The sequence below is a fragment of the Nostoc sp. UCD121 genome (genome assembly GCF_014222285.1).
Taxonomy (GTDB): Bacteria; Cyanobacteriota; Cyanobacteriia; order Cyanobacteriales; family Nostocaceae; genus Nostoc.
This window is the reverse complement of sequence record NZ_JACKZS010000021.1, coordinates 35178-61445: the sequence shown is the minus strand read 5'-3', so window position 1 is coordinate 61445 and position 26268 is coordinate 35178. Positions and strand designations below refer to the sequence as shown.

General features: G+C 41.8%; 23 protein-coding genes and 1 pseudogene. 11 read left to right on the top strand and 13 right to left on the bottom strand.

Annotated features, from left to right (window positions below; all coding sequences use genetic code 11):
- Positions 1–231: 231 nt before the first annotated feature.
- Positions 232–672, top strand: a pseudogene (locus tag GNF10_RS07305) (rhodanese-like domain-containing protein); the annotation flags it as partial.
- A 525-nt stretch (positions 673–1197) separates the two neighbouring features.
- On the opposite strand, the gene GNF10_RS07300 reads toward GNF10_RS07305, so the two are convergent.
- The 6 genes from GNF10_RS07300 to trpB form a co-directional block, all read right to left on the bottom strand.
- The gene (locus GNF10_RS07300; RefSeq protein WP_185581735.1) at positions 1198–1827 is read right to left on the bottom strand and encodes a ribonuclease H-like domain-containing protein; all 630 of its coding nucleotides are present in this window, start codon (positions 1825–1827) and stop codon (positions 1198–1200) included.
- 88 nt (positions 1828–1915) lie between these two features.
- Complete coding sequence (locus tag GNF10_RS07295) at positions 1916–2464, bottom strand: CAP domain-containing protein (RefSeq protein ID WP_185581733.1); 549 nt, start codon at positions 2462–2464, stop codon at positions 1916–1918.
- Positions 2465–3008: 544 nt separating this feature from the next.
- Positions 3009–3536, bottom strand: a complete 528-nt coding sequence (locus GNF10_RS07290; protein WP_185585020.1) for a CAP domain-containing protein — start codon at positions 3534–3536, stop codon at positions 3009–3011.
- A gap of 230 nt (positions 3537–3766) precedes the next feature.
- Positions 3767–3979 carry a hypothetical protein gene (locus GNF10_RS07285; protein WP_260445901.1) on the bottom strand — a complete coding sequence of 71 codons (213 nt, stop codon included), beginning with the start codon at positions 3977–3979 and terminating at the stop codon, positions 3767–3769.
- A 160-nt stretch (positions 3980–4139) separates the two neighbouring features.
- On the bottom strand, positions 4140–5300 hold the full coding sequence (locus tag GNF10_RS07280; protein WP_221643429.1) for a class I SAM-dependent methyltransferase: 1161 nt from the start codon (positions 5298–5300) through the stop codon (positions 4140–4142).
- Between the two features lie 28 nt (positions 5301–5328).
- On the bottom strand, positions 5329–6564 hold the full coding sequence (gene trpB / locus GNF10_RS07275) for a tryptophan synthase subunit beta (protein WP_185585019.1): 1236 nt from the start codon (positions 6562–6564) through the stop codon (positions 5329–5331).
- A gap of 201 nt (positions 6565–6765) precedes the next feature.
- Between trpB and GNF10_RS07270 the strand changes: the two genes are divergently transcribed.
- Both GNF10_RS07270 and GNF10_RS07265 read left to right on the top strand, forming a co-directional pair.
- Complete coding sequence (locus GNF10_RS07270) at positions 6766–7113, top strand: translation initiation factor (RefSeq protein WP_012410518.1); 348 nt, start codon at positions 6766–6768, stop codon at positions 7111–7113.
- Between the two features lie 140 nt (positions 7114–7253).
- Positions 7254–7412, top strand: coding sequence for a YqaE/Pmp3 family membrane protein (locus tag GNF10_RS07265; RefSeq protein ID WP_012410519.1), 159 nt, complete (start codon positions 7254–7256; stop codon positions 7410–7412).
- A gap of 312 nt (positions 7413–7724) precedes the next feature.
- Here GNF10_RS07265 and GNF10_RS07260 read toward each other — a convergent pair whose 3' ends face one another.
- The 4 genes from GNF10_RS07260 to lpdA all read right to left on the bottom strand — a co-directional run bounded on the left by GNF10_RS07260 (position 7725) and on the right by lpdA (position 11570).
- Positions 7725–8393 carry a carbonic anhydrase gene (locus tag GNF10_RS07260; RefSeq protein ID WP_012410520.1) on the bottom strand — a complete coding sequence of 223 codons (669 nt, stop codon included), beginning with the start codon at positions 8391–8393 and terminating at the stop codon, positions 7725–7727.
- Between the two features lie 293 nt (positions 8394–8686).
- Complete coding sequence (locus GNF10_RS07255) at positions 8687–8938, bottom strand: DUF5340 domain-containing protein (protein ID WP_114082938.1); 252 nt, start codon at positions 8936–8938, stop codon at positions 8687–8689.
- 226 nt (positions 8939–9164) lie between these two features.
- The gene (trpC, locus tag GNF10_RS07250) at positions 9165–10055 is read right to left on the bottom strand and encodes an indole-3-glycerol phosphate synthase TrpC (protein WP_185585018.1); all 891 of its coding nucleotides are present in this window, start codon (positions 10053–10055) and stop codon (positions 9165–9167) included.
- 90 nt (positions 10056–10145) lie between these two features.
- Positions 10146–11570: a dihydrolipoyl dehydrogenase gene (gene lpdA, locus GNF10_RS07245; protein WP_185585017.1), complete on the bottom strand. Its 1425-nt coding sequence runs from the start codon at positions 11568–11570 to the stop codon at positions 10146–10148.
- Positions 11571–12147: 577 nt separating this feature from the next.
- Between lpdA and GNF10_RS07240 the strand changes: the two genes are divergently transcribed.
- The 8 genes from GNF10_RS07240 (at position 12148) to GNF10_RS07205 (ending at position 23816) form a co-directional block, all read left to right on the top strand.
- Positions 12148–13923: an SWIM zinc finger family protein gene (locus GNF10_RS07240; RefSeq protein WP_185585016.1), complete on the top strand. Its 1776-nt coding sequence runs from the start codon at positions 12148–12150 to the stop codon at positions 13921–13923.
- Between the two features lie 238 nt (positions 13924–14161).
- Complete coding sequence (locus GNF10_RS07235; RefSeq protein WP_185585015.1) at positions 14162–15958, top strand: ShlB/FhaC/HecB family hemolysin secretion/activation protein; 1797 nt, start codon at positions 14162–14164, stop codon at positions 15956–15958.
- Between the two features lie 655 nt (positions 15959–16613).
- Positions 16614–19250 carry an EAL domain-containing protein gene (locus GNF10_RS07230; RefSeq protein ID WP_185585014.1) on the top strand — a complete coding sequence of 879 codons (2637 nt, stop codon included), beginning with the start codon at positions 16614–16616 and terminating at the stop codon, positions 19248–19250.
- A 190-nt stretch (positions 19251–19440) separates the two neighbouring features.
- Positions 19441–20361, top strand: coding sequence for a histone deacetylase (locus tag GNF10_RS07225; protein ID WP_185585013.1), 921 nt, complete (start codon positions 19441–19443; stop codon positions 20359–20361).
- Between the two features lie 577 nt (positions 20362–20938).
- The gene (locus tag GNF10_RS07220; RefSeq protein WP_041566338.1) at positions 20939–21076 is read left to right on the top strand and encodes a hypothetical protein; all 138 of its coding nucleotides are present in this window, start codon (positions 20939–20941) and stop codon (positions 21074–21076) included.
- Positions 21077–21255: 179 nt separating this feature from the next.
- Positions 21256–21702: a tellurite resistance TerB family protein gene (locus tag GNF10_RS07215; protein WP_185585022.1), complete on the top strand. Its 447-nt coding sequence runs from the start codon at positions 21256–21258 to the stop codon at positions 21700–21702.
- A gap of 210 nt (positions 21703–21912) precedes the next feature.
- Complete coding sequence (gene murF / locus GNF10_RS07210) at positions 21913–23268, top strand: UDP-N-acetylmuramoyl-tripeptide--D-alanyl-D-alanine ligase (RefSeq protein WP_185585012.1); 1356 nt, start codon at positions 21913–21915, stop codon at positions 23266–23268.
- Positions 23265–23816: a GNAT family N-acetyltransferase gene (locus GNF10_RS07205; RefSeq protein ID WP_185585011.1), complete on the top strand. Its 552-nt coding sequence runs from the start codon at positions 23265–23267 to the stop codon at positions 23814–23816. Before murF ends, GNF10_RS07205 begins: the two co-directional genes overlap by 4 nt.
- Positions 23817–23853: 37 nt before the next feature.
- Here GNF10_RS07205 and GNF10_RS07200 read toward each other — a convergent pair whose 3' ends face one another.
- From GNF10_RS07200 to trmFO, 3 genes are all read right to left on the bottom strand, one after another.
- Complete coding sequence (locus GNF10_RS07200; RefSeq protein ID WP_185585010.1) at positions 23854–24183, bottom strand: hypothetical protein; 330 nt, start codon at positions 24181–24183, stop codon at positions 23854–23856.
- A gap of 202 nt (positions 24184–24385) precedes the next feature.
- Positions 24386–24787 carry a fasciclin domain-containing protein gene (locus GNF10_RS07195; protein ID WP_012410532.1) on the bottom strand — a complete coding sequence of 134 codons (402 nt, stop codon included), beginning with the start codon at positions 24785–24787 and terminating at the stop codon, positions 24386–24388.
- Positions 24788–24923: 136 nt separating this feature from the next.
- Entirely contained in the window at positions 24924–26240 is a 1317-nt protein-coding gene (gene trmFO / locus GNF10_RS07190; protein ID WP_185585021.1) for an FADH(2)-oxidizing methylenetetrahydrofolate--tRNA-(uracil(54)-C(5))-methyltransferase TrmFO, read from the bottom strand.
- Positions 26241–26268 lie beyond the last annotated feature (28 nt).

Sequence of the window (26268 nt, the reverse complement as noted above, 5' to 3'; positions counted from 1 at the left end):
GTAAATATCCAAAATATAAATTTTTAAACATTTTATTAAAATCAATATAAACAAAAATCTCTTTTAATAGTCTAATTTGACTATATTTGCAATGGGTTAAATGGTAGAAAGTATTTTAATTAGCTACTCTATCTCAAGAGAGATTTTGAATAGATTCAGCCTATAGAAAGAGTAATTAAATATATTAGATTCGTTAAATTGCTATTAATATCGTCAGCAAGGAATACCTAAATGGTTAACAATTTAGTAGGCGGCATCATTCCACCACAGCCACCAATAGAAGGACAATCTGATGCTCATGTCCTAAAGTCTCGCCTAGAATGGGGCGAACCAGCTTTTACAATACTGGATGTGCGCGATCGCAACACTTTCAATGAAGGTCACATTATGGGAGCGATGCCTATGCCAATAGATGAATTGGTAGAGCGTGCAGTACCTTCTTTAGATAAGAGTCGTGATATTTACGTTTACGGTGCTAATGAAGAAGAAACTGCCCAAGCAGCGCAACAACTGCGTTCTAATGGATTTGAGCATGTCTCTCAACTGATAGGTGGTCTTGCTGGATGGAAAGCTATTGGTGGCCCAACAGAAGGTATTGTTGAGTCAAAAACCCCCGCAGGTGCAGATGACTACAATGTTGTAGATCGGCTAAAAAATCACGAACAAAATCAGCCAAAGGGAGGTACTAGCACGACGGAAGCCATCAAGAAAGGAGCTAGTAGCCTCAAAGACAGCATTCAAGAAGGAGCTAGCAATCTCAAGGAAGGTATTCAAGAGGGAGCTAGCAATATTAAAGAAGGCATTAGTGAATCTAAAAATTCTATAGACAGAGATGATTCCAATGTCGGCTCTTAGGCAAAAATAACTGAGAAAATTTGCGATAGACCTCTTGCAGAAATCAAGAACAAAAACCCCACTATATATACCTTTGACTTACATCAAAGTCTCCCCTGTCTACTTGTAGGGAGATTCTAGGAGTGGGGTGTTAGGGAATTTTCCAAGAGGTCTAATCTTGATTTTCTATGAGCAAAGAGGTCACAATTTATTAGTCGAAAGACAGAATATTTTGACTTTTAATGCTGGAAGAAGGTATCAGCAAGTTTTGCAAGAGACTCCATGAATTACACTCATAAGGAAAGATGAAAATCTCTCTTGCAATACCCAATACACTATTTTGTAATAGATTTAGTGTTTGGTCTAATGTTCAAATAAATCTTTAAATTGCAATAAATCTAAAGAAACTATCGTTGGCAAAAATTCAAAACACTCTTGAGCAATTTTCCAGCGTTCTTCTCGTTTAAGCATTTCTGTTAACTTCTGCTGCACACTAAGTAAGTAACGCACATCATTGGCAGCATAACTAAGTTGAGCTTCAGACAAACTAACGGCGTTACCCCAATCAGAACTTTGAGAGCTTTTATCTAGTTCTACTTTTTCTAACTCTTGCACTACATCTTTGAGTCCGTGGCGATTTGTGTAAGTACGGGCTAACTTACTAGCAATTTTGGTGCAAAAAATAGGGTTAACCTGAATCCCCAGATTGGCGCGCAAAGTGGCAATATCAAAGCGAGCAAAGTGAAACACTTTTACAATATTGGCCGCTTCGAAGAGTTTTTTTAAATTTGGGGCCTCAGTTTGTCCTTTGGCTATGCGAATTACAGTGACTTTCCCTTCTAGGTTGCACAGCTGGACAAGACACAAGCGATCGCGCTGTGGCAATAATCCCATTGTTTCTGTGTCAACTGCGATCGCTGTCGATTCTAAATACTGTCCAAGGGCTGCGTCACTGAGATCGCGATCGCTTACCTGAAAATCTTGTAATGTCATGAATTGTTCAAAAATAATAGCAGTGTCTAGCAAATACAAGTCTTGTCAGACACTACATTATTATTGTGCAAAAAATCATAAATTAAATCTACCTAGTGCGAAAAAAGATTTGTGTCAGGTAGACTTCACCTTGATTATTAGTAGCAACACCAATTCCAGTCAGGTTGTAATTTCCTTTTAGATTCTTTAGATGTCCGGGACTGTTGATCCAACCAGTAACAGCTTCCTCTACGGGGTTGCTATATCCCCGGTTAAAAGCAACATTTTCCGCAGCACTGTTGTAGCGAATAGGGACAGCTTTGACTCTGCCTTCAAATCCCTGATGACTAAATGGGGTTTTACCCTTAGCCATATTCTGACTGTGAATTCTTGCCTGTCGAGTAATATTTGCATTTAGGGTCAACTTTGGCAGTCCTTTAGCAGTCCGATATCGATTAATTTGCTCAAAAACTGATTTTTCTAGCTCAGTAGTTTTAAAAGTAGGAGTCGATATTGCAACCTGACTGGAAAAAAGCGACAACAGCTTATTACGGGTGGATGTATTCGTAGAAGGATGATTTGGTATCGGAACAGTCGTTAATCCACTAGCAAGGACAAGCGCACTTAAAGCGATGCCAAAAGCAGTTTGTCGGAACATGGAGAATTGCGTGATGTGTAGATATATAAGACTTCTACTCTACCTTATTGTTCCAACGATATATACTACGATACTATTAAGGATTGATGAATTTCGGCAATCTGGCTACATCCTTTACAGGAAATAGAAAAACTCATTTCCAATTGTCAATATTTCAATAGTTAATTTTCATAAAATCACGGTTATTTTTGCTGAAAATTTCAGATTTTCATGAATTACTAAAAAATAATGTAGTTTCAATTACATTTGTCTATTAAATACTACATAATCCAACATTTAATTTATAAGACTTACACATCAGGTATGAAATGTTGGGGCATTCATATAAATGCGGTTTACCGCAGAGTATTGCCCCTACGGTAAATTAAGGCTTTCACTGCCTTTTTGCCTAAGTCCTAATTTAGAACAAGCTTTTCCCCAGGCTTCAGTCTGGGGAATTTGCGAAAACTTTTATGAGAGAGGTTTTGAATCTTACTTCCCAACGCTAGTAGGTAAGGGGTTGCTCTTGTTAGGTCTGTATTCTATGCAATTGAGAACCGCTATATCAGCGAAAGAAAATTTGTGTGAAGTAGACTTTGCCTGCACTATTGCTGGCGACACCAATCCCCGTCTTATTAAAATTGCCTCTGATGTTGGCTAGGTGCCCTGGACTTTTGAGCCAGCCTTGAACGGCTTTCGTCGCCGGGTCAGTATATCCCTGGTTGTAAGCAACATTTTCACCAGCAGATGTGTAAGAAATGCCGGTTGCTTTAATACGCTCTGAAAATCCTGTATGTCCAAAAGGAACTTTCCCACTAGCCATATTCTGACTATGAATCCTAGCTTGATTATCGATGGCAGAATTACGAGTTAGTGCTGGTAGCCTTTGGGAAGTTCTGTAGCTATTAATTTGGTTGAAAACCGATTGCTCTACAGCAGTAGTGTCGATACTAGATGCTGCAATTTTGAAAGCATCACTTGATATAGATGAAGACACTGCTGTAAAAGTTGAATTTGTTACAGGAGTAGCGATCGCTCCGCTACTGAGGACAATAGTGCCTAAAGCAACGCCGTAGATTGTTCTTTTAATCATGTCCTGAAAGTAAAGTTCCAGACAATCTAATCAAACTAATCTAAATGTGACAAATTGCTTATAGGTCTATATATTTCTGTTTATGCTCTTTTTTGTTCAAACGCGACTACAAAACTTTAAAATTCACAATCTTACGAAAAAAGTGCTGTTTATGAAAAATTTCCCTCTACCATTAGGATTATTTTCGCTATTTAAATAGCATAATTTTCTCCAGTAAAGCCTCTGTGCGACTAGCTTTGGTTGAGAGTTTCTAACTCTTCTTGCACCACACGTAACACCCGTGCAATATATTCTGCACGCCACAATTCTCGCTCTTTTGTTACTTTTGCATCTGGTTCATAAGCTTCGATCTCAGTAGCCGATAAAATACCTTTAACCTCTAGTAACCTTTCAATGGTATCCAGACGCTCATGCAGCACAGACACCTCGCCAGTCAAAGCCATGACCATCGCTAACAATGTGGATTGTCTAAGTAAACAGGTCGTTTGCCCTTAGCTATTTTTGTCATCCTAATACCAATTCTCCAAAAGTAAGAATACATATACAAAACAAAGAAACCCAGATAAAATCTGGCTTTCTCAATTACGAATTACGAATTGGTATTTACTTCGTTGCAGCAACAACAAACCAAGTGTTTAGGCTGCCTGAGTTACCATTTTCAAAAAGACCATTAGTTACTTTTGCTTTCCATGCCCCATTAGGGACAAACTTCTCGAATGTCTTATCTGCTGCAAAACCAGCCTCAGTAGCTAACGTCACCAAATCCAGATCGCGTACTGCACTCCAGAAGGGTTCATTGTTGTTAGCGGTTTCCCAATCAAAAATGAACTGTGTATAAACATCTATATGATGATATAAGGGTGCTTCCAGATGGAGCATGATTCCACCGGGAGCCAGTAGACGATAAGACTCTTGCATGACTTTACGGACGGCTGGCGGGGGAATTTCATGCAGCAAAATATGAGAAACCACTAAGTCAAATGATTCATCTGGAAAGTTAGTATGTTCGGCATTTTGCTGTGAGAAGTGTACCCGTTTGCCTAAATCTTCGGCTCTTGCATGAGCGTAACGCAACATGGGTGCGCCGACATCGATGGCATGGACTTCTGCATCTGGGTAAGCATCTGCGTAGGGTAATGTGCTATTACCAATAGAACATCCCATATCAAGAATTTTTCTGGGTCGAAAGTCTGGATACTCTGGCAGAAGGTAGTTTTGGACTATAGATAGCCCCATATCATTATTAAGCGGCCCTAACCAACCAAGACCATAAAGGTAAGCGCCGCGATCGTAGGTTGCGCCAGCAGCCACATCATCAGCAGTAAATTCGCTGTGATATCCTCCAGGCATACAGTGAATGTCTACAGCTTTTTGATAATTAGGTATTTGAAAATTTGGGTCGAGGGTTAAAGTACCCAGTTCACTACCACGATCTTTGGCACGCTCAATCAATTCTGGCAGTTGTCTTTCAACACTGGTATTTACAGCATTCCATAATATTTCCTGGTTGATGCGCTTGAGGGCACTAGTCCATCGGTAGTAGGGTTCATGCTGCATTACTTCCCGAATTTCATGGCGATTTTCGGGAGGACGCTGGTGTTCTTGTTCAAACTTCGGCTTGGCTAGTTTTTCATAAACTACTTTATTGCCAGGAGAAATATTCCTGAAAATGTGCGTTTTCAGGCTTTGCACAAAGTTTTGGCGTGCCAACTCATCATGAGTAGGTTGTGGTAGCATAGCGTGTTGGAATTGTTGATCCATCATTGCTTCCTCCCAAATATTTTACGTAGATTTACGCTGGATCTAATAACTTAGCTACCGTTTGTACATCTTTATCACCGCGTCCAGAACAGTTAATTACAATCCGGGGACTGCCGCTTAGTTGGGGACATAAGGTTTCAAGATATGCGATCGCATGGGCTGTTTCTAATGCTGGGATAATCCCTTCCAATTTCGATAATCGCTGGAATGCTGCTAAAGCCTCTGCATCTGTCACACTATAGTATTCGGCGCGACCAGTGTCTTTCAAATAGCTATGTTCTGGCCCCACACCGGGATAATCTAACCCTGCACTAATTGAGTGCGCCTCAATAATTTGCCCATCTTCATCTTGTAGTAGATAGCTCATTGCTCCGTGCAATACACCAACTCGCCCTTTTGTCAAGGTTGCTGCGTGTTTTTCGGTATTAACACCTTCTCCTGCTGCCTCAACCCCAATGAACCGTATAGAAGACTCATTAATAAACTCATAGAATAGTCCCATTGCATTGGAACCACCACCCACACAAGCCAAGAGAATATCAGGCAATGTGCCCCACTTTTCCATTGCTTGGGCGCGAGTTTCTTGACCGATTACTGCATGGAAATCACGTACCATCATCGGGTAAGGATGGGGCCCTGCTACCGAACCCAGGATGTAGTGAGTTGTTTCCACATTTGTTACCCAATCGCGGATTGCTTCAGAAGTGGCATCTTTCAGGGTTCCAGTTCCCGCTTCCACCGGACGCACTTCTGCCCCCATCAACCGCATTCTAAAGACATTTAAAGATTGGCGTTCCATATCATGAACGCCCATATAAATTACACATTCCAGCCCAAAACGAGCGCAAACTGTGGCTGTAGCAACTCCATGTTGTCCAGCACCAGTTTCAGCAATAATCCGTTGCTTACCCATGCGTTTCGCTAACAAAACCTGACCAAGGGCATTATTGATTTTGTGAGCGCCGGTATGATTTAAATCTTCACGCTTTAGATAAATTTGTGGCCCAGTGCGATCGGGTCGGGCATAATGAGCAGTCAGACGTTCCGCGAAATACAATGGTGTGGCGCGTCCCACATAATCCCGTAACAACTGCTGTAATTCTGCTTGAAAACCAGGGTCATTGCGGTATTGCTGATAAGCTGTTTCTAATTCAGCAAGGGCAGGCATCAGCGTTTCAGGTACATACTTACCGCCGAAGCGTCCAAAGCGACCTAACGCATCGGGAACCTGAGCAGTTGAACTTGGAGAGAGGGGAGTGGTAGTCACAGGCTGTTTTCGATGACGGAAATGACTTAATTATTATAGAAAAGTCTGGGACATATCTGGGGTATACCTGGGGATGAGGTAGAAAAACAATTCCCAATTCCTTGCAATGGATTTGTAATGTTAGCCTAGAAATTGATATCCCAGCAGAATGGTTGCGTAGAAGTTTCCACTGCCTTTGAAATTTTTCTTAACAAACATTTTATGTCTTCTTCCAATTCTAAATCTTCTGACAAAAGCTTCGTCTACCGCGAATTTGGTAACGACAACTCCGCCGCCACAGAAAGACCAATTCCAGAACTACCCCCACAACAACAAAATCTTAAAGTACAAGCTTCCCGCAAAGGACGCAAAGGCAAAACTGTCACAGTGATTAGCGGTTTTCAAGCTAAACCAGAAACCTTGGCAGATTTGGTAAAGCAGTTGAAAACCCAGTGTGGGACAGGTGGGACACTTAAAGATAACGAAATTGAAATTCAGGGCGAACACAAGCAGAAAATTGTTGAGATTTTGACCAAGCTAGGTTATAAAGCCAAAATTAGCGGTGGCTAATATTGAGTGCGGTTTCCCGCATCTTAAGCGCGACCTCGATTGAGAAAGGGAATGTTATCTTTGAGAGGTACAAATATGCTTGAAAAGTGGTAGAAGAGTACCCAACAAGCTATTTTTGGTGAGATTAATAGGAGGTTTACATGGATTTAGTTCGGATTCTGTGTGCCATTTTTGTACCGCCTTTGGGAGTTTTTTTACAAGTAGGTTTTGGTATAGATTTTTGGATTAATATAGTATTGACGCTTTTCGGTTACATTCCTGGAATTATTCATGCAGTATGGATAATTGCTAAGAAATAATTCTTTGTACGAGTAGATTGGGTGTAACCATCTCTACAGAGGCAATTAATCAATTGCCTCTACAAAAAGGTTTTTTAGTTGGATGTCTGCATGGATATATTACAATACGGCGTTGCTGAATCGAGGTATTAATTTTGGATGTAGAGACGTAAAAATTTTACGTCTCTACAAGGATTTTGATTACAAAGCACAATCGTTTTCATACCGCAATCAGCAACGCCTACAATACCATATTTATTTTGCTTAAAAAAGTCTAAAGACACGATAAATCATGTCGATAAAGTATTAATCTCTGTGGCATTCAATCCCGAATTAGCTCTCATTTTTTAACATTGCATAGAGTCTAAACTCTAGAAGCAAAGGGCAGATGTGTAACTGCCATTGCACAGTTGAGACATTCAAATCTTTGATTAAGCCAGTGCGTATATCTAGTACCCAGCCGTGAACCATAGGCGCTTTTCGCTCATAAAGTGCCTGACGCATGATAGAAGTTTGGTAGAGATTTTTCACTTGCGCCACTACATTTATTTCTGCCAAACGATTCAGACGTTCTTCTCTGGTTGGTAAAGCATCAATTTCTTCTTGTTTGTGTAAATACAGTTCCCGAATTGGATTTACCCAATTATCCAATATTCCGATGGTTCTCCCTTCTAAAGCAGCTTTAATTCCTCCGCAGTCGTAGTGACCACAAACGATAATATGTTCTACTTTAAGATGTAAAATTGCATATTCTAAAACGGCTAAAAAGTTAATATCCGTTAGAGAAACTTGATTCGCAATATTACGATGAACAAATAATTCTCCTGGTTCTGTACGAGTAAGGTTTGTTAAGGGTAAACGACTATCAGAACACCCGATGTATAGAAAAGGTGGTGTTTGTCCCTTAGATAATTCTTGAAAGTAAGTCGGATCTATAGCTAATTTCTCTGCAACCCAAGCCTGATTATTTCTGAAGAGTTCATCAATGCTGTTATATTTCATCTTTCGTCAAACTCGGGAGAGAATCTCATAAATATTTTAGCTGAATTCCAGTTTCTGCTAAATCAGTATGAACTTTGTGTAATCTAAAGTTTGAGAAAGATGACGATCTTTTTCTACACCATTAATAGAATTTTTGTATAAATTGTAAACAAGTAGGGGTAAATTTGAGTCAATCAAGTGTGGTAGAACTTTTGAGTACTATCTGCTTCAATACCCAGAGACATTTCCTAGATAATAATAAGCTATCTTAACAAAGCTGCCAAATTTGGTGTTGAGATATAAAGTTGTTAGCTTCAATCGGGGGCAACAACTTTGCTTTCGTTATGATGATTGATTGACCAACGGTGATCGACAGTCACGGAAGAAAATTCGCAAATTTCTTCTAGTCGTTTTTGTTGTACCGCAGCTTTACGGAGAGTAATAATTAGTTGATTTACCTGATGGCGTAAATCTGGATTATCATTAACCGCTAACATAGTTTGTCTTTCTAAGAGTTGAAGTATAAGTTCGTAGTGAATAGGTGAAGGTAGAGGAATTTGCTCCATGAAGTTTAATTTGGATTTCATATTTGGAATTTTCTCTTAGTCAAATTTCATCTCTTATAAATAAATTGTTACATAATAAATAACTAGTTGCTTATGGCTTTGATTTGATTAGCGATGAAGATTTAGCAAAGATATTGATAATAGTTGACAGCAAAGTACTGCGTGTCTACGCATAGTATGCCCCATTAGTTGCCCTGCACTAAGAGGTACAGGGAAAGTTTTTATTTCAGAAATTCTTTGGTAATATACTGGCGATCGCAGCACCGGGATCTGGTTGTTTTACCAAAGATTCCCCAATGAGTACGGCAGATGCACCTGCTGTAAGCACTAAACTCAAATCATCTGGGTTGTGTAGTCCTGACTCGCTGACAACAAGGATGTTTTTCTCCTGCAATTGGCTACCCCTTGCAGCTAAAAGTTGGCAAGTAGTTTGCAAGTCAACGGAGAAATCTTCCAAATTGCGATTATTGATTCCTACTAAGGAGACACCATCCAAGGCTAACACACGGTCAAGTTCTGCCAAGCTATGAACTTCAATCAGGGCTGCCATTTTCAAGTTGTTAGCAATTTTGAGAAAGTATTTCAAATCTTGATCGCCCAGGATAGCCGCAATCAACAAAATAGCATCTGCACCGTGAATCCGTGCCAAGTATATTTGGTAAGCATAAATGATAAACTCTTTGCATAATAGGGGCAAATCTACGGCAGCCCGAATCTTGGCTAAGTTTTCAAAACTACCTTGAAAGAACTTGACATCGGTTAGCACCGAAAGACAACTAGCTTTGCCTTGCTGATAAGATTGGGCGATCGCTACTGGGTCAAAATCTTCTCGGAAAACGCCTTTACTTGGTGAAGCTTTTTTAACTTCGGCAATTAACGCTGGCTTCGTCTTGCCTTGGCGCAAAGCGGCAACAAAATCACGGGTTGGCGGCGCAGTCAGTACCTGCTTTCGCAATTCTTGTAAAGGAACCTTTTCCCGCATCAGGTCATATTCTACTTCTTTCTGCCAGACAATTTCTTCCAAGATATTGTTTGGCGCTGAATCAGGTACGGCAGCCTGATAACGCAATATCGATACAGCAATAGCTGGATTAGGGGAACGACGACGGATTTGCATAATTTGTCATTTGTCAGTGGTCATTAGTCATTTGTCATTGGTCATTTGTCCTTGTTTATTGACAAAGGACAAATGACAGAGGACAAATGACTAAATAGCTCGTTTATAAGCTTCGTCTAAGACTTCGGAGAGTGTTGGGTGAGCGTGAACTAGATGTGCGAGGCTTTGGACAGATTGACGGTTTGCGATCGCGGCTGACGCTTCATGAATTAAATCTGAGGCGTGCAGCCCGAAAATGTGAACGCCTAAGACTTCTCCTGTGTCTTTGCGATATATCACCTTGGCAATACCGTCGGATTCATTTTCTGCCAACGCTTTGGAATTTCCTTTGAAGTAACTCCGACTTGTGGCAATTTCAAACCCTTCGGTTTGTCCTAATTCTTTCGCTGCGGTTTCTGTTAAACCTACATAGCTAACTTCTGGGTGGGTAAAAGCTGCTGCGGGGATGCTGCGATAGTCTACTATTCTTTCCCTCCCAACTATATTTTCTACTGCGATGATGCCTTGAGCAGAAGCCGCATGTGCTAACATCATTTTCCCATTAGCATCGCCAATTGCCCAGACATTTGGTACTACTTCACCAGATGATAGTACTGCCATGCGATCGTCAACTGGGATAAAATTCCGCCGATCGAGTTCTATACCCACAGACTCCAAACCAAGATTTTTGGTCGCCGGGATGCGTCCTGTAGCCACCAAGCAAGCATCGACTTCGATGACATCTACATCTTCTTTGGTTTTGAAATCTGCTAACTCAATTACCACTGGTGAACCAGGGGTAACTTTTTTGGCGTATATTCCCACTTTGGTTTCAATATCGCGGGGAGTAATCAGCACGCGTTCGGCAAGTTTGGCAATATCGCGGTCAAATCCTGGCATTAACTGATCTAGGGCTTCAATCAAGGTGATTTCACAACCCAAAGCTGAGTAAACATCAGAAAATTCTAAGCCGATGTAACCACTACCAATAATCGCCACCCAGTCTGGTAGCGACTCTAACTTCACACCTTGGTCGCTGGTAAAGACAGTTTTGCCATCTACTTCAATCCCTGGAGGCACAAAAGGAATTGAACCAGGCGAAAGGATGATGTCTTTAGCTGTGATGATTTTTTCGCCACCGTTTCCGGTTACAGCAACTTTTTGTGCCCCAGCGATTTTTCCCCAACCTCTGATAATATCGACTCCTAGACGTTTGAGACTGTTGGTTAAGTCCCCTTGAATTTTTGAGACGAGATTATTAGCATGATTAGCGATCGCTTGACGATCAAATTCCACGCTACCAATTTGAATTCCCAGCGATTTGAGGTGATGGGCATCGCGTAACTCCCGCACCCGCCCAGATGCCGCCAGCAGCGCTTTAGAAGGAATACAACCCCGATTAACACAGGTTCCTCCCATATCAGCAGCTTCAATAATCGCTGTTTTTAAACCACAACTTACGGCGTGTAAGGCTGCACCATGCCCGCCTACACCAGCGCCGATAATAACTAAATCGTAATCAAATCCTTGACTCACGTTAGGTTCCCCGTCTGCTTCGCCTATTTATTCTCAACTTGACCGACAATCAGCGCAACCCCTTTAACAGTTATCAGTTATCAGTTGTCAGTTTTGTTGCTGGGTTTAAGCCCCTAGCAAACAGTTATCAGTGAACATTGGAAACTGTCAACTGATTTAAATCCCCTAGCATCCGCCTGATAACCATTTTCTGATTTAACGTTCGGGTGTTGCTAGCTTTAATTATGATTCACTGACTTCGGGCGAAAAGATGGATGTTTTCAGTAATTATAGTCAAATCTAGATACTTATTTTTTTTAAAGGGAATTGAGAATGGGGAATGGGGAATAGGGAATGGGGAATAGGGAATAGGGAATAGGGAATGAGGTGGATGAATCAGTCTCTAATTCTCAATGCCCAATGCCTACTTGCCCTGAGCGTATCGCTAAAGCGAAAGCTCCGCTAACGCGCAGCGTCTCCGTTAGGAGAAGCCGAAGGGATGCCCAATGCCCAATGACAAATAACTTTACAGCACCATCGCCTAACACCTAAGCTGGACTTAGGATTCATCCAGAGGATTTACACAGGCGATCGCTCGATGTCTATTCCCCAAATTACTGAATTTACTATCCGCCGTCATGCCAACACCAAATCTTTCCAACGCGGCGAAGCATACTATGAGGCTGGTGCTGTTCATACTGTTACCCAACGTGGTCATCTGCTTCAAGCGGAAGTAGCAGGTACTGAAGCAAGACCTTATCATGTCAATTTGAGTTTCGATAGCAGTGGGTTAACCTCAGCAAACTGCACCTGTGCCTACAACTTTGACGGGTGGTGCAAACACATTATCGCCACGATGCTTGTCTGTGCGCGTGACTCAGAAAGTATTGAACAGCGCCCCACCCTAGAACAACTACTCAATCGCCTGGATAATATCCAAACTCAAAGGCTGCTGCAAGAGTTGGTAAATGAATACCCACCACTAATTGAGGCGATTGACCGACATGTAGGTTGGATGACGAATCCGATTATCGAGCAAACAACCATAAGACCTGTACGCCACCGGACTATTGATCCGGCTCCCATTCGACGGCAAGTCCGGCAAATTATTCGGGATGCTGTACGCTACTTTGAGGAAGGGGGTGAAGAAGACCCAATTGCTGAAGAATTGGTGAGTGTGGTGCAAAGTGCCGTAGCTTTTAGTGAACGAGGAGAGGGTGAAAATGCGATCGCCATTTTAGAAGCGATTACCTTTACTTGTGTAGAAAATTGGGATGATATTGCAGATTACGGCGCTGAAAATGATGAAATTGTTGGAGAATTAAATGAGGCTTGGTGTGAAGCAATTCTGACTGCTGAACTTACCCCAGAAGAAAAAGTTGATATTCAAATAAATTTGGAAGCTTGGCAAGATGAGTGGAATGCTGATTTTGGCCTAGTGATGGAAGCTTTACGCCAAGGTTGGGATTATCCGCCCCTAGTGCAAGTTCTTCAAGGTAATATTACCGAAAGGGGAGCTTGGGAAGAAGACGTGCCAGACTATGCAGATGATTTGGCACTAATTCGGCTAAAAATTCTCGAACATCAAGAACGTTACCAAGAATACCTATATTTAGCAGAAGCAGAAGGACAAACCCAGCAGTATCTCACAATGTTAGGGCGTTTGGGCAGAGTGGAAGAAGCAGTTGATGCTGCTCAAACCCAGATGAACTCAATGGGAGAGGCGTTTGCCTTAGCGAAAGCCCTAAGCGAACAGGGGGCGTTACAGCAATCACTAGATATAGCCCAGAGTGGGTTAAATTTACCAGGGAATTGTCAGTACGAATTAGGAATTTGGACAAGTGATTTAGCTGTTGAGTTGGGTAATAGTGAAGCTGCTTTATTAGCAATTAAGGCGGCTTTTCAAGTCAAGCCCTCCTTTGTTGACTACGAAAAGATGGCAGAATTAGCTGGGGAAAACTGGGAAACTGTCAAGACAGACTTACTGAGAATTATTCGTACTTATAGTGGTTGGGGAACAGAATCAGCCAAGGTAGATATATTCTTGCATGAGGGGCTAATTGATGATGCAATTGCGATCGCTAGTGAACTCAGTTCTTATTATTCAGAATTGATTCATCGCGTCATGAATGCCGCTATCCCTCACAATCCTACTTGGGTGATTGCTAATGCGCGTCGCCGTGCCGAAAAGATTATGGATGGAGGTAAGGCAGAATATTACTACTATGCGGTTGAATGGTTAAAAAAAGTCCGTGCCGCCTACTTGGAATCTGGGAAGAAAGCTGACTGGTTAAGGTATCGGGAAAACTTGATGCAAACCCACGCTCGGAAACGTAAATTGATGGGAATGTTGCAGCAAAGGGATATGGAGTAAGAACTATTATTTTTAAGCTTTCATTTAATGTGTTGTAGAGATGCAAAGTTTTACGTCTCTAGAAAGTTTTGATGAAAAACCACTAATCAAATTGAAGTTTACAATCACCAAATTCTTGAGCTTTTAAATTGAAATTTGCCTAAGATATTAACCTTAACGGCAAAAGATGAAGTAAGATTCACATCTGAGGCAGTTTCCGTATAATTCCATAGTTACGGACAAAAAATAGTGCAGTGCGATGATTAATAAATATCCTCAGAATCTTATAGCGTCCCATTTACCACTGAGTATGCTTGTATTACTCAGCAGCATATCTTCTAATCCATTGAAAGCTCAGGCTGTTGATACTACACAATTGCCAACTAGTACTTTCATCCTTTCACAACAACAACTCCCACCGCCACAAGATTTACAACCATCTGTACCTTCACCAGTTCCCTCACCTGAACTGCCTCAGCCACTTCCCCCACCAGCTGAACTATTTCCCCCCTCTGTTCCAACTCCCACACCTGATGAACCACTACCTGGTAAGTTTCCTCAAACTATTGTTGTTGAACGGTTTGAAGTTATTGGTAGCACAGTTTTCAGTCCCGAAGAGTTAGCCCTCGCCACTGCTGAATTTACCAAACGACCAATCTCGCTCACTGAAGTGTATCAAGCACGTTCTAAAATTACCGATCTATACGTCAGAAATGGTTATATTACCTCTGGTGCATACATCCCACCCCAAACAATCAAATCTGGTGTTGTCAAAATTCAGGTGGTTGAAGGTAAATTAGAAGATATTAGGGTAACTGGAACTCGGCGGTTGAATCCAAATTATGTCCGCAGCCGACTAGCAATAGCTACATCACAACCTCTGAATCGTCAGCGTCTACTAGAAGCACTGCAACTATTGCAACTTAATCCTTTAATTCAAAACGTATCTGCTGAACTCTCAGCCGGATCGCGGACTGGTTCGAGTCTTTTGGAAGTCAACGTTAGTGAGGCAAAAACCTTTAATAGCCAGATAGTTCTTGATAATGGGCGATCGCCTAGTGTTGGCAGTTTTCGCCGCCGATTACAATTGAATGAAGCCAACTTATTGGGATTGGGAGACGCTCTAGGTGTCGCTTACACTAATACCGATGGTAGCAACTCCCTTGACGCGAACTATACATTACCACTCAATCCCCGCAATGGCACACTGACTTTCAACTATGGCATCACATCAAGCAATGTCATTGAACCTCCTTTCGACGTTTTAGATATCCACTCAGATTCTCGCTATTACGAACTGACATTCCGCCAGCCAATAGTTCAAACTCCGACACAAGAATTCGCCCTTGGGTTGACAGCCTCGCGACGCGAAAGTGATATTTCGTCTTTGCTACAGAGAGAAGGCCTTCCCGGCTCTGAACTTTCGCCTGGAGCTGATGAACAGGGACGCACCAGGGTATCTGCGTTGCGATTTTTTCAAGAATGGACGAGTCGTAACAGCCGTGAAGTCATCGCTCTCCGCTCTCAATTTAGTTTGGGTATAGATATTTTGAGTCCCACGATTAATCAAAACGCTCCCGATAGCCGTTTTTTTGCTTGGCAAGGGCAAGCGCAGTGGGTACGCCTTTTAGCTCCTGAAACCTTATTGTTGCTGCGTTTAAATACGCAACTAGCATCTAGAACACTTCTGCCTATAGAGCAATTTGGCTTAGGTGGGCAAGATAGTATTCGCGGCTATCGTCAAGATTACCTGCTGACGGATAATGGCACTTTTGTCTCTGCGGAAGTTCAAGTACCAATTCTGCGCTTACCCAAGATAGATAGCACGTTACAGGTTGTTCCCTTTGTGGATTTTGGTGTTGGTTGGAATAGTTCAGATAGAGAGAATCCCAACCCTAATACTTTAGCTGCTGTTGGTCTGGGGTTGCGTTGGTCACAGGGCGATCGCTTCACTGTTCGTCTTGATTGGGGCGTTCCTTTAATATCAGTTGGATCAAATGAGAGAACATTACAAGAAAATGGTCTGTATTTTAGTTTACTGTATAGTCCTTTTTAAAATTTAGGTGTTAGAAACAGTTTATTCTCTTACCTCATCTACAATAGGCTTCTCTAACGAGATGCTACTTCGACCTAGGAGTACATTAACGGGGAGTTACCGCCATTAAAAACTAAAAATCAGACGGTTATTTATATAATTCAAAGTTTCTCCACCACTCAGAATAAAAATCCGTAAATATACTATATATTCTATTCAGTGTTTGATTTTATTCTGGGTATCCTAAGAAAGACAAGGTTGGGCTAAATAGACGAAGGGATAAAGCTTATAACTTATCTCTGGGACTTCCAGTTAAAAAATTTTCCAACCAATAATCGTGGTTGTAGGGTGTGTTATCGCCACAAGATAACGCAACTGTTATCTGTAGGTAGTACGTTACTGGCCATAACATACCCTACTGGATAAGTCCAAATGAGTCTAGAGAACAGCTAGAACTTCTACCGCAAAACTGATTGAACAATTAGCCATATTATTCAAGAGGTCAATCATAAATAAAATGGTTGGTTTGCAACTCACACCAATTTTGTGATCATAATTGGTGACAAATTTTATGAAGCAAGTTTTGCTAGAAGTGAGACTTCCAGTCCGCACTTTTGGGAGTTGTATTTTCAGACTAAGACAAAAATAAAAATATATGAAAATTTGAGGAACAGCCATGCTAGGAAATGAGCGGGAAAAAATACGCCATCTGTTGGTCATCAAAGACCTGCAAGGGCGGAGAACTGTCCCCCTACGAGAGACTACTTATTCTCTAGGGCGGCATCCTGCAAACACCATTGTCTTGGTTTCTCGGTCAGTATCAATGCAACACGCAATTTTGTTGCGAGTAACTGTTCCAGAGACTGACCAATATGGCTTCCAGATTATTGATGGTAACTTCAAGGGGAAAGGAAGTACTAATGGCTTATTTATAAATGGTATTAAATCCATTTCTCATAATCTTAGGAATGGAGATAATATTGCCTTTGGCAGTAATCAAGCTCAGGCTAAATATTATGCCATTTCCAATATTTCAGAAGAAGCCTTTTCTGAATCTTTTGATGTTGAAGACTTATCTGGTTTCCTATCAGAGCAAGCCAGTCCTGCCAATCCTTTTCAAACCCTAGCTATCGATCCCAGCTTGGAAGCAGCTAGTGAGTCTGCCTTAGCTCGCCTAGCATCCTTCCCTGAACTTATCCCCAATCCAATTGTTGAAATGGATTTCGAGGGAATAGTGACTTATATCAATCCTGCTGCTACTCTCAAGTTCCCTAAACTCAGGGAAGTTGGGACGCGGCACCCAATATTAGCAGGACTCCTGAGTACAGTTAAAAACTTAGAAAAAAATTCTTTTGTGCGGGAGGTGGAAGTAGATACAGAAGTTTTTGAACAATCCGTTCTCTACCTTCCTCAAAGTGATTTAATTAGAACTTTTATTATTAGGGATATTACAGAGCAAAAACAAGCTACAGCCGAATTGCGTCAGCGCGATCGCTTGCTCCAAGCAGTTGCAGAAGCCGCTAATTATTTGCTGGGGGAAATGAATTACGAAACTGGTATTGAGCGGGCTTTAGCTATACTGGGCGAAGCTGCCAAAGCAGATCGTGCTTATCTTTTTCAAAACCATCCCCATCCTGCTACAGGGGAAAGAGCAGTCAGTTTGCGGTTTGAATGGACGCAATCTTTAATTGAATCTACCCACCACCATTGGCAGAATCAGGTTTATCAAGGTTCGGGATTAGCCCGTTGGTATACTATTCTTTGTAGCGGCCAGTCAATTAGCGGACTCACCCAAAAATTTCCGATCGCAGAACAAGAATTCCTGATTAGAGATGGCATTCAATCCCTGCTTTTGGTGCCTCTTCGCTTGGAGAATGAGTGCTGGGGCTATCTTGGCCTGGCAGACTGTACCTTTGAGCGTCATTGGTCAAAGCACGAAGAATCTACACTTTTGACAATGGCCGCTAGTATTATTGGTGCTAGGCAGCGTCAGCAAGTAGAAGAAAAGATTCGCTATCAAGCCCTCCATGACATGCTGACAGGGTTGCCCAATCGCCTACTATTTAACGAACTGCTGAGTAAAACTCTGCCCAATGCCACTCGGAACGGCGAAAGTTTAGCTGTGATTTTTCTCGATCTGGATCGCTTCAAGGTAATTAATGATACTCTGGGGCATACTTTGGGAGACCAATTGCTAAAAAACGTCGCTCAAAGATTACAAGATTTACTCAGAGGGGGAGACACTATAGCCCGTTGGGGAGGCGATGAGTTTACTATCTTACTCCCACGAGTTACTGAGATTGAAGAAGTAACGCAAGTGGCGTACAGAATTTTACAAACCTTAGAAGATCCTTTTTATCTCCAAGGGCATGAACTTTATGTGACTGCCAGCCTCGGTATTGCGTTGCTTGATAACAACAGTCCTGATGCCGAAACACTAATTCAGCACGCAGATGCCGCTTTATACTACGCCAAAGACAAAGGACGAAATAACTATCAATTTTATAGTGTTTCTCTGAGCGCCAAGAATCCTGAACTTCTGACTTTAGAGAAGAGTTTGCGCTATGCTCTAGAACGTGAAGAATTTACGGTGTTCTATCAACCTCGTGTAAATATTAGCACGGGAGAAATTACTGGTATGGAGGCACTGTTGCGTTGGCAGCACCCAGAAATGGGATTGGTAGCACCCAGTGTCTTCATTCCCCTCGCCGAAGAAAGCGGATTAATTATCGCCATCGGCGAATGGGTGCTACGGACAGCCTGTATGCAAAATAAAACCTGGCAAGATTCAGGATTGCCACCTATAACTATGGCTGTCAATCTTTCTCTGAAGCAGTTCCGCCAACCCAAATTAGTGGAGATTATAACCAGAGTTTTAGAGGAAACGGGTCTAGATGCCCACTTTTTAGAATTAGAAATTATGGAAACCACAGCCATTGAGGACTTGGGTTTTACCAGAACGGTGTTAGAGGAACTAAAGCAGATGGGTGTTAACATCTCCATTGATGACTTTGGTACGGGTCATTCCTCGCTCTCGCGCCTACAGCTTTTGCCACTCCACAATCTCAAAATAGATCAGTCTTTTATGAGAGATTTGAAGCCGGATTCCAAAGTATCTCATATTATCCAGGCCATAGTTACCTTGGGACACAGCTTGGGATTGAAGTTGACAGCCGAAGGGGTGGAAACAGCAGAGCAATTGGAGTTCTTGAAATCTATCAACTGTGAGGAGGTACAAGGCTATTTCTTCTACCGCCCACTTCCTGAACAGAAAGCAACAGAAATCCTCGAAAGTAAACGACCGATCATCTAGTACAAGAAAAAACTGTTTGTACCAGTAACGATACAATAGCATTCATCATAATTCGTAATTCCTAGGGGTTGATACCCCCGTTCCCATAAACAGCTTGTCTTGTGTCGGGGGTAAAATTCAGTCACAAAACATAATTACGAATTACGAATTACGAATTATTTATTGTCCTGCTGCCGACTTTTTTCGTCCTATGCTGCCAGTCATCTATTCCGACGAATTTTTAGATCACAAGACTGGAAAATACCATCCCGAAAAACCAGAACGTTTAACTGCGATCGCAAATGCCCTAAAAGCAGCTACATTCGCAGATAAAATTGACTGGCGATCGCCCACACCAGTATCAGAACAGCCATCACTGATGTCTATGTTGGTTAAAGCTCATAGCCCAGCCTACATCAAAAAACTTTGGCAGATCGCTTCTAGTGGCGGCGGCCCTTTGGATGGAGATACACCAGTTTCCCCACGCAGTTATGATGTGGCATTGTTGGCAGTCAGTGCATGGCTAGATGGTGTTGAGGCTGTGTTAAAGTCGGTTAATCCAGCTTTTGTATTAGCACGTCCCCCAGGACATCATGCAGAAAGTGATGCTGGGATGGGCTTTTGCCTATTTTCTAATGCTGCGATCGCCGCTTTCTTTGCCCTAGAACAACCCGGAGTTAACCGCGTCGCCATTCTCGATTGGGATGTGCATCACGGTAATGGTACTCAGGCGATCATTGAAACTGAAGCACGTATCGCCTACTGTTCTCTACATCAATATCCATGTTATCCCGGTACTGGGAGAGCCACAGAACGCGGTTTTCATAATAATGTATTAAATTTACCAGTACCTCCTGGTAGTGATATTGCAGGATATCAGCCACTATTTGAAAGACAAGTCATACCGTTTTTAGCCAACTTTCAAGCGGATTTACTGATTGTGAGTGCTGGTTATGATGGCAATGCCGCAGATCCTCTAGCAAGTATCAATTTACAGCCAGAAGACTATGCTTTATTCACTAATTATTGTCTAGGGTTAACTCGTAAAATTCTGTTTGGCTTAGAAGGTGGTTACGATTTTGATACTCTTTCTCAATCAGTTATAGCGACAATTGAACCCTGTCTACTTTAACTTTCCTTGTTCCCCTCATTACCGAACAAAAGTTCACAAAAATCAAGCAGGCAAAGGTTTCTTGAACTGAAGAGTTGGGCACAAGTCTCTCCCCCTTTTCTTCCTTTCAAGGATAAGTTTTTTGGCGTTGCTGATTAGATATATGAATCTTGGTGTAGAGACGGTGCATTGCAACGTCTCTACAAGGGTTTTGAAATCACGCAAAATCATTTTCATACCTGAATTCAGCAACGCCGTTTTTTTAGTATGTCGAAAATAATTGAGAGAATTCTCAACTATTTAACGTAGTTTGGTCATTTCAGGATTTAAACATTGGTTGAAATAGTTAAAAAATGACCAAATATAAAATACCTGCCTTTGTAAGCCCTTTTCTTCCTGATTTCTTCTTCATACCCCATACTTAATGCAATTTTTTGTCAAATTCATCAAATCTTCAGAAATAAAAATTTTGAATGGGGTTCTGAAAGAGCTAAAGTTTTGTTAAGATGCAATTGCTAGCAGTTTCTCAGCGAAATTCACCTATCAGGGTGTGGAGAAATAAAAAGTACTAGCAGCACAAATTTTCAAAGGTGAAGCAATGACCACCTATATTTTTTTCGGTGAAGCCCTACGGATGTTGACTAATGCCTATTTGATATCAGCAGTACTGTTAATAGCAGCTTCTGGTATAGGTTTAGCGGTAATTGAAACAATAGAAAAGGCAGGAGAACGCTAAGTTTACAGATGGCAATTGTAGTTATTGCCAAAAACCATTGGGTGCAAGTGTTCGCCGTAGATAAATCTTGGGAATACTAAAGCATGAAAGTCTCACAGCCTTACAGTCTTACCTGTAAATCTACCAAACATACAGGTAACTGTAGCGCTATTGAGACTCTAGCCAAGGAGTTACTACAAATGAGTCTATTCGACGCTGTGTTGGGTACAGAAAACCAAACCCAAACAGCACTCAATTCAGCGGAAGCTTTTGCTGTTATTGTCTTGGCGGCAACAGCTTCAGACGGTTATCTTTCTGTTGAGCAAGCAAATTCTATCACTTTTGTGCTGTCTCGGATGAAACTTTTTACAGGTTATCCTCATGAGATGATGAATAGGCTGTTTGACCAAATTTTGGGTATTCTCAAGGGGGATAGTTTTAACACTTTATTTGATGCGGCAAAGGATTCTCTATCTCAAGACTTGCGGGAATCAGCCTTTGCAGTAGCCACTGATTTAGTCTTAGCTGAAGGTGTTGTCGCTGAAGAAGAAAAAAGCTTTTTAAACGATCTATATCAAGCTTTAGGCGTTTCTCGTGAAATAGCACTACAAATCATGCAAGTAATCTTAATTAAAAACCGGGGATAGGAAGATAAAGCATCTGCTTAATTAAACTATATAAATAGCTTCTAAAAAAGGCGTGCCAAAGAACTTAAGCTTCTTTGGCATTATTTTTGGTGTTATTGTGAATAGACTTAAATTTGGGAATTTTTCGAGAAGTAGCAAATCTTGTTGTTCAATACAGTATTGTGTCATAATTCGATTTTATAATTTTGAACTTTAAATTGTAAATTACTTATGCGTTGTTCTGCCACTCTATCCCAACTGGTTGAAGTTCTTTTGGCCAGTCCGATAAACTTATCTGAAACTGCTTTAACACAAGTAAGCTGCGGTATACAAACAGATAGCCGTACCCTGAAGCTGGGTGAAGTATTTGTCGCTTTGCGAGGCGATAAATTTGATGGACATAAATTTGTGCCAACTGCGATCGCAAAGGGTGCAATAGCTGCAATTGTAGATTTTGAATACGAAAATCCCGGTTTTCCGGTGTTACGGGTAAAAGATACCTTAAAGGCATATCAACAAGTTGGCAGATGGTGGCGCGATCGCTTTAATATTCCGGTAATTGGTGTAACAGGTTCCGTGGGTAAAACTACAACCAAAGAATTGATCGCCGCAGTTTTAGGAACAAAGGGACGAGTTCACAAAACTTATGGAAATTACAACAACGAAATTGGTGTCCCGAAAACTCTCCTAGAACTTGGTGCAGAAAATGACTACGCTGTAATTGAAATGGCGATGCGGGGTAGGGGACAAATTGCCGAACTAACCCAAATAGCGCGTCCAACAATTGGAGTAATTACCAACGTGGGGACGGCACATATTGAATTACTGGGTTCCGAAGAAGCGATCGCTGAGGCAAAATGTGAGTTGTTAGTCGAAATGGCTGCTGATAGTGTGGCAATTCTCAACCATGACAATCCTTTATTGATGGCTACTGCGGCGAAAGTTTGGCAAGGAGAAGTTTTAACTTACGGCTTCTCTGGTGGGGACATCCAAGGGCAGTTAATTGATAACGAAACTGTGGAAGTTGCAGGAATCCAACTACCTCTACCGCTACCTGGTCGTCACAATGCGACTAATTTCTTGGCAGCTTTAGCGGTGGCAAAGGTGTTGGGGATTGATTGGGCAAGCCTTAAAGCAGGTGTAGAGGTGGATATGCCCACGGGACGATCGCAGCGATTTACCTTGCCCAATGATGTAATAATCTTAGATGAAACTTATAATGCTGCACCAGAAGCGATGATTGCATCGTTGCAGTTGTTAGCAGACACACCCGGAAAGCGAAAGATTGCTGTATTGGGTGCAATGAAAGAGTTAGGAGAGCGATCTCAGCAGTTACACCAGCGAGTGGGAGAAACAGTACGAAAGTTGAATTTAGACGGCTTGTTGGTTTTGGTGGATGGAGAAGATGCCGAAGCGATGGCTCTTAGTGCCGAAGGTATCCCATCGGAATGCTTTGCAACTCATGCCGAGTTAGTGGCTAGGTTGAAGACATTTGTGCAAACAGGCGATCGTTTATTGTTCAAAGCTGCCCATTCCGTGGGATTAGATCGGGTTGTCAATCAGTTACGTGCAGAATTTACGCGATGAATCTACCGCTAGAAACCCAACGTCTCAAACTACGAGACTTTGTAGAATCAGATTGGCTAGCGGTTCATCAATACGCTAGCGATGATGAAGTTGTGCGTTATTTGACTTTTGGCCCTAATAGCGAAGAAGATACCAAAAACTTTTTGCAAAGAGAGATTTCATTACAAGGAGAAGAACCCCGTCAACATTTTGCCTTAGCAGTAACTTTAAAAACCCAACAGCAATTAATTGGTGTCTGTCACATATCCGTTACGGATATTGATCATAGAACAGGCTCTATTGGATACTGTTTTACTAAGGAATTTTGGGGGCAAGGATATGCAACAGAAGCTGTAAAAGCAGTTGTGTCATTTGGTTTTCAGGAGTTAGGCTTACATCGCATCTTTGCGACTTGTCATCCAGAAAACATTGCTTCAGCACGAGTTATGCAAAAAATTGGAATGCAGCAAGAAGGATATTTGCGAGAACACCATTGGATTAAGGGAGAATGGCGAGACTCTTGGCTATATGCCATTCTTGAGCATGAATTGAGAGGCGTTTATGGATGATTTTCTGAACATATCATCCATAGTCCCCTGATAGACTTCAATTGGAAAGACTAGGGCTGTTACTGTAGCGTCTTTGAAAAAGAATTGCTGCCAAATTAGTCACCAAACAAGTGATTGCTAGCCACAGCAAGATGTAAGTAGGAGCCATCACCACGCCAATCATGAACCAAGTATATACGTGCAGGATCATTACAGAAGCGAAAAAGCTGGCAATTGCAGCAGATTGCCATACTTGATGTGATGGGCGACGTAAGGCTACCAGACACATTGTTAAAATTGTGACAAGCAAGTTCGCTGGGACGAGAAACGCACAAATACTTATGCAGTTACCACGAGAGAACTCTACTAAGGTGTTAAAATCGAGCATTAATGTTATTGGGATAGATGTTAGCTTTTTAAGAACTTAATTTATTTTAAAATAACTAAATTTACATTAACAGGTGAGTGAGTAATCACATTGCAAACATAACATAAATTAAAATATTGAGTCGCGTTTTGATACTACTCAATAGTTAGTTAATTATAAAGATTTTGGATAAATAGGGTGGAAAACACCCACCCTAGCTGAATTAACCCGGTAAAATCACTGTATCGATAACGTGTACCACGCCATTATCAGCTTCGATATCTGCTGCTAAAACTGTGGCATTTTTAACTTCAAAACCATCTAAAGAATGAATTTTAATCGGTGAACCTTCTACAGAATTAACCGTGCCGAGTTCTGCCAAATCAGCCTTTAGCAGCTTTCCTGGAACGACATGATACTTTAAAATTCGCGTTAGCTGGGGAATATTCTGTAACAGAGTTTGGATAGTTCCCGGCGGTAACTTGGCAAAAGCATCGTCATTTGGCGCAAACACAGTGAACGGGCCAGGACTTTTTAATGTTTCTACTAAACCAGCAGCTTGTACAGCCGCTACTAGTGTTTTGAAAGACTCAGCCGTAACAGCAATATCAACAATATCAGCCATATACCTGACCTAAATTTTTGCAAAAGATTTTAAAGGATAATAAACCTATTTGAAGTTTTATTAAATAGGTAGTGGGGAAAAGATGCAGGGAAGTAGAGGGGCTAAAGATAAAAATTAAATTCTTCCCCAATTCCCATTAATTTTGATTAGCTTTCCAGCTTGCTAGATCGGTTAAAGAGCGATCGCGGTAACGTCCGTAACGCTCTTGTTTACTTTTGATTTTCGCACCCAATTCGGGGAAAATCCCAAAGTTGGGCGGCATTGGTTGGAAATGCTTCGGCGAAGCGGAACTAATAAATTCCAATAACGCACCCATCATTGTTGTTGATGGTAAAACTAAAGCTTCTTTACCCAAAGCTAGCCGTGCTGCATTAATTCCCGCCAAACAGCCACCCGCAGCCGCAGCAGTGTAGCCTTCAGTACCAATCAACTGTCCCGCAGCTAACAATGTTGGACGTTCTTTAAATTGCAGAGTTGGATGCATTAGCTGAGGGGCATTAATAAAAGTGTTGCGGTGCATAACTCCCAACCGCACAAACTCCGCCTTTTCCAAGCTGGGAATTAGTTGAAATATCCGCTTTTGCTCACCCCAACGCAGATTAGTTTGAAAGCCTACCATGTTCCATAATTGACCGGCTTTATCTTCTTGTCGCAACTGCACCACAGCATAAGGACGTTCCCCTGTGCGAGTATCTGACAATCCTACTGGCTTTAGGGGGCCGTAGCGCATGGTATCTTCCCCACGCTGTGCTAGTTCTTCTATGGGTAAACAGGCTTCAAAAAATTTCGCCGTTTCCCGTTCAAAACCTTTGAGTTCTGTTTGTTCCGCTTTACAAAGTTCTTCTCTAAAGTGCAAATACTGCTCTTTATTCATTGGACAGTTCAGATAGGCGGCTTCACCTTTGTCATAACGTGATGCCATAAAAGCAACGTCACGGTTAATCGATTCTCCGACAATAATCGGACTAGCGGCATCGAAAAAGCTGAGGTATTCCATCCCCGTAAAGCGTTGCAAATCTTCGGCTAAATCGGGACTCGTTAAAGGCCCAGTCGCCAAAACCACAATCCCTTCAGGAATCGCAGACACTTCACCCCGGCGAAATTCAATTAAAGGATGGCTGGCTAAAGTTTGAGTCAAGTCTTGGCCAAATTGTCCCCTATCTACCGCTAACGCCCCACCAGCAGGTACGGCGTGTTCATCAGCTTTGGAGATGACGATAGAACCCAGTTGGCGTAACTCTTCGTGCAATAATCCAGCTGCGCGATCGCTTGCCATTGCCCCAAAGGAATTACTACAGACTAATTCTGCCAAATGTTCTGTATGGTGAGCAGGGCTGAAGCGTTTTGGACGCATCTCATGGAGAATTACCGGCACTCCAGCTTGGGCTATTTGCCATGCTGCCTCTGTCCCAGCTAGTCCACCTCCAATTACTTGTATCGGTTGTTGTTCCATAGTTAAATTTTTAGTTCCTATATCATAA

Coding starts and splice junctions, on each gene's coding strand:
- GNF10_RS07285 (WP_260445901.1), bottom strand. CDS start 3,979: ATGGCTTTGACTGGCGAGGTGTCTGTGCTGCATGAGCGTCTGGATACC.
- GNF10_RS07195 (WP_012410532.1), bottom strand. CDS start 24,787: ATGGCTGATATTGTTGATATTGCTGTTACGGCTGAGTCTTTCAAAACA.
- GNF10_RS07235 (WP_185585015.1), top strand. CDS start 14,162: ATGATTAATAAATATCCTCAGAATCTTATAGCGTCCCATTTACCACTG.
- GNF10_RS07225 (WP_185585013.1), top strand. CDS start 19,441: ATGCTGCCAGTCATCTATTCCGACGAATTTTTAGATCACAAGACTGGA.
- GNF10_RS07270 (WP_012410518.1), top strand. CDS start 6,766: ATGTCTTCTTCCAATTCTAAATCTTCTGACAAAAGCTTCGTCTACCGC.
- GNF10_RS07230 (WP_185585014.1), top strand. CDS start 16,614: ATGCTAGGAAATGAGCGGGAAAAAATACGCCATCTGTTGGTCATCAAA.
- GNF10_RS07215 (WP_185585022.1), top strand. CDS start 21,256: ATGAGTCTATTCGACGCTGTGTTGGGTACAGAAAACCAAACCCAAACA.
- GNF10_RS07200 (WP_185585010.1), bottom strand. CDS start 24,183: ATGCTCGATTTTAACACCTTAGTAGAGTTCTCTCGTGGTAACTGCATA.
- GNF10_RS07300 (WP_185581735.1), bottom strand. CDS start 1,827: ATGACATTACAAGATTTTCAGGTAAGCGATCGCGATCTCAGTGACGCA.
- GNF10_RS07240 (WP_185585016.1), top strand. CDS start 12,148: ATGTCTATTCCCCAAATTACTGAATTTACTATCCGCCGTCATGCCAAC.
- murF (WP_185585012.1), top strand. CDS start 21,913: ATGCGTTGTTCTGCCACTCTATCCCAACTGGTTGAAGTTCTTTTGGCC.
- GNF10_RS07290 (WP_185585020.1), bottom strand. CDS start 3,536: ATGATTAAAAGAACAATCTACGGCGTTGCTTTAGGCACTATTGTCCTC.
- GNF10_RS07280 (WP_221643429.1), bottom strand. CDS start 5,300: ATGATGGATCAACAATTCCAACACGCTATGCTACCACAACCTACTCAT.
- GNF10_RS07260 (WP_012410520.1), bottom strand. CDS start 8,393: ATGAAATATAACAGCATTGATGAACTCTTCAGAAATAATCAGGCTTGG.
- GNF10_RS07255 (WP_114082938.1), bottom strand. CDS start 8,938: ATGGAGCAAATTCCTCTACCTTCACCTATTCACTACGAACTTATACTT.
- trmFO (WP_185585021.1), bottom strand. CDS start 26,240: ATGGAACAACAACCGATACAAGTAATTGGAGGTGGACTAGCTGGGACA.
- GNF10_RS07265 (WP_012410519.1), top strand. CDS start 7,254: ATGGATTTAGTTCGGATTCTGTGTGCCATTTTTGTACCGCCTTTGGGA.
- GNF10_RS07220 (WP_041566338.1), top strand. CDS start 20,939: ATGACCACCTATATTTTTTTCGGTGAAGCCCTACGGATGTTGACTAAT.
- GNF10_RS07205 (WP_185585011.1), top strand. CDS start 23,265: ATGAATCTACCGCTAGAAACCCAACGTCTCAAACTACGAGACTTTGTA.
- GNF10_RS07295 (WP_185581733.1), bottom strand. CDS start 2,464: ATGTTCCGACAAACTGCTTTTGGCATCGCTTTAAGTGCGCTTGTCCTT.
- trpC (WP_185585018.1), bottom strand. CDS start 10,055: ATGCAAATCCGTCGTCGTTCCCCTAATCCAGCTATTGCTGTATCGATA.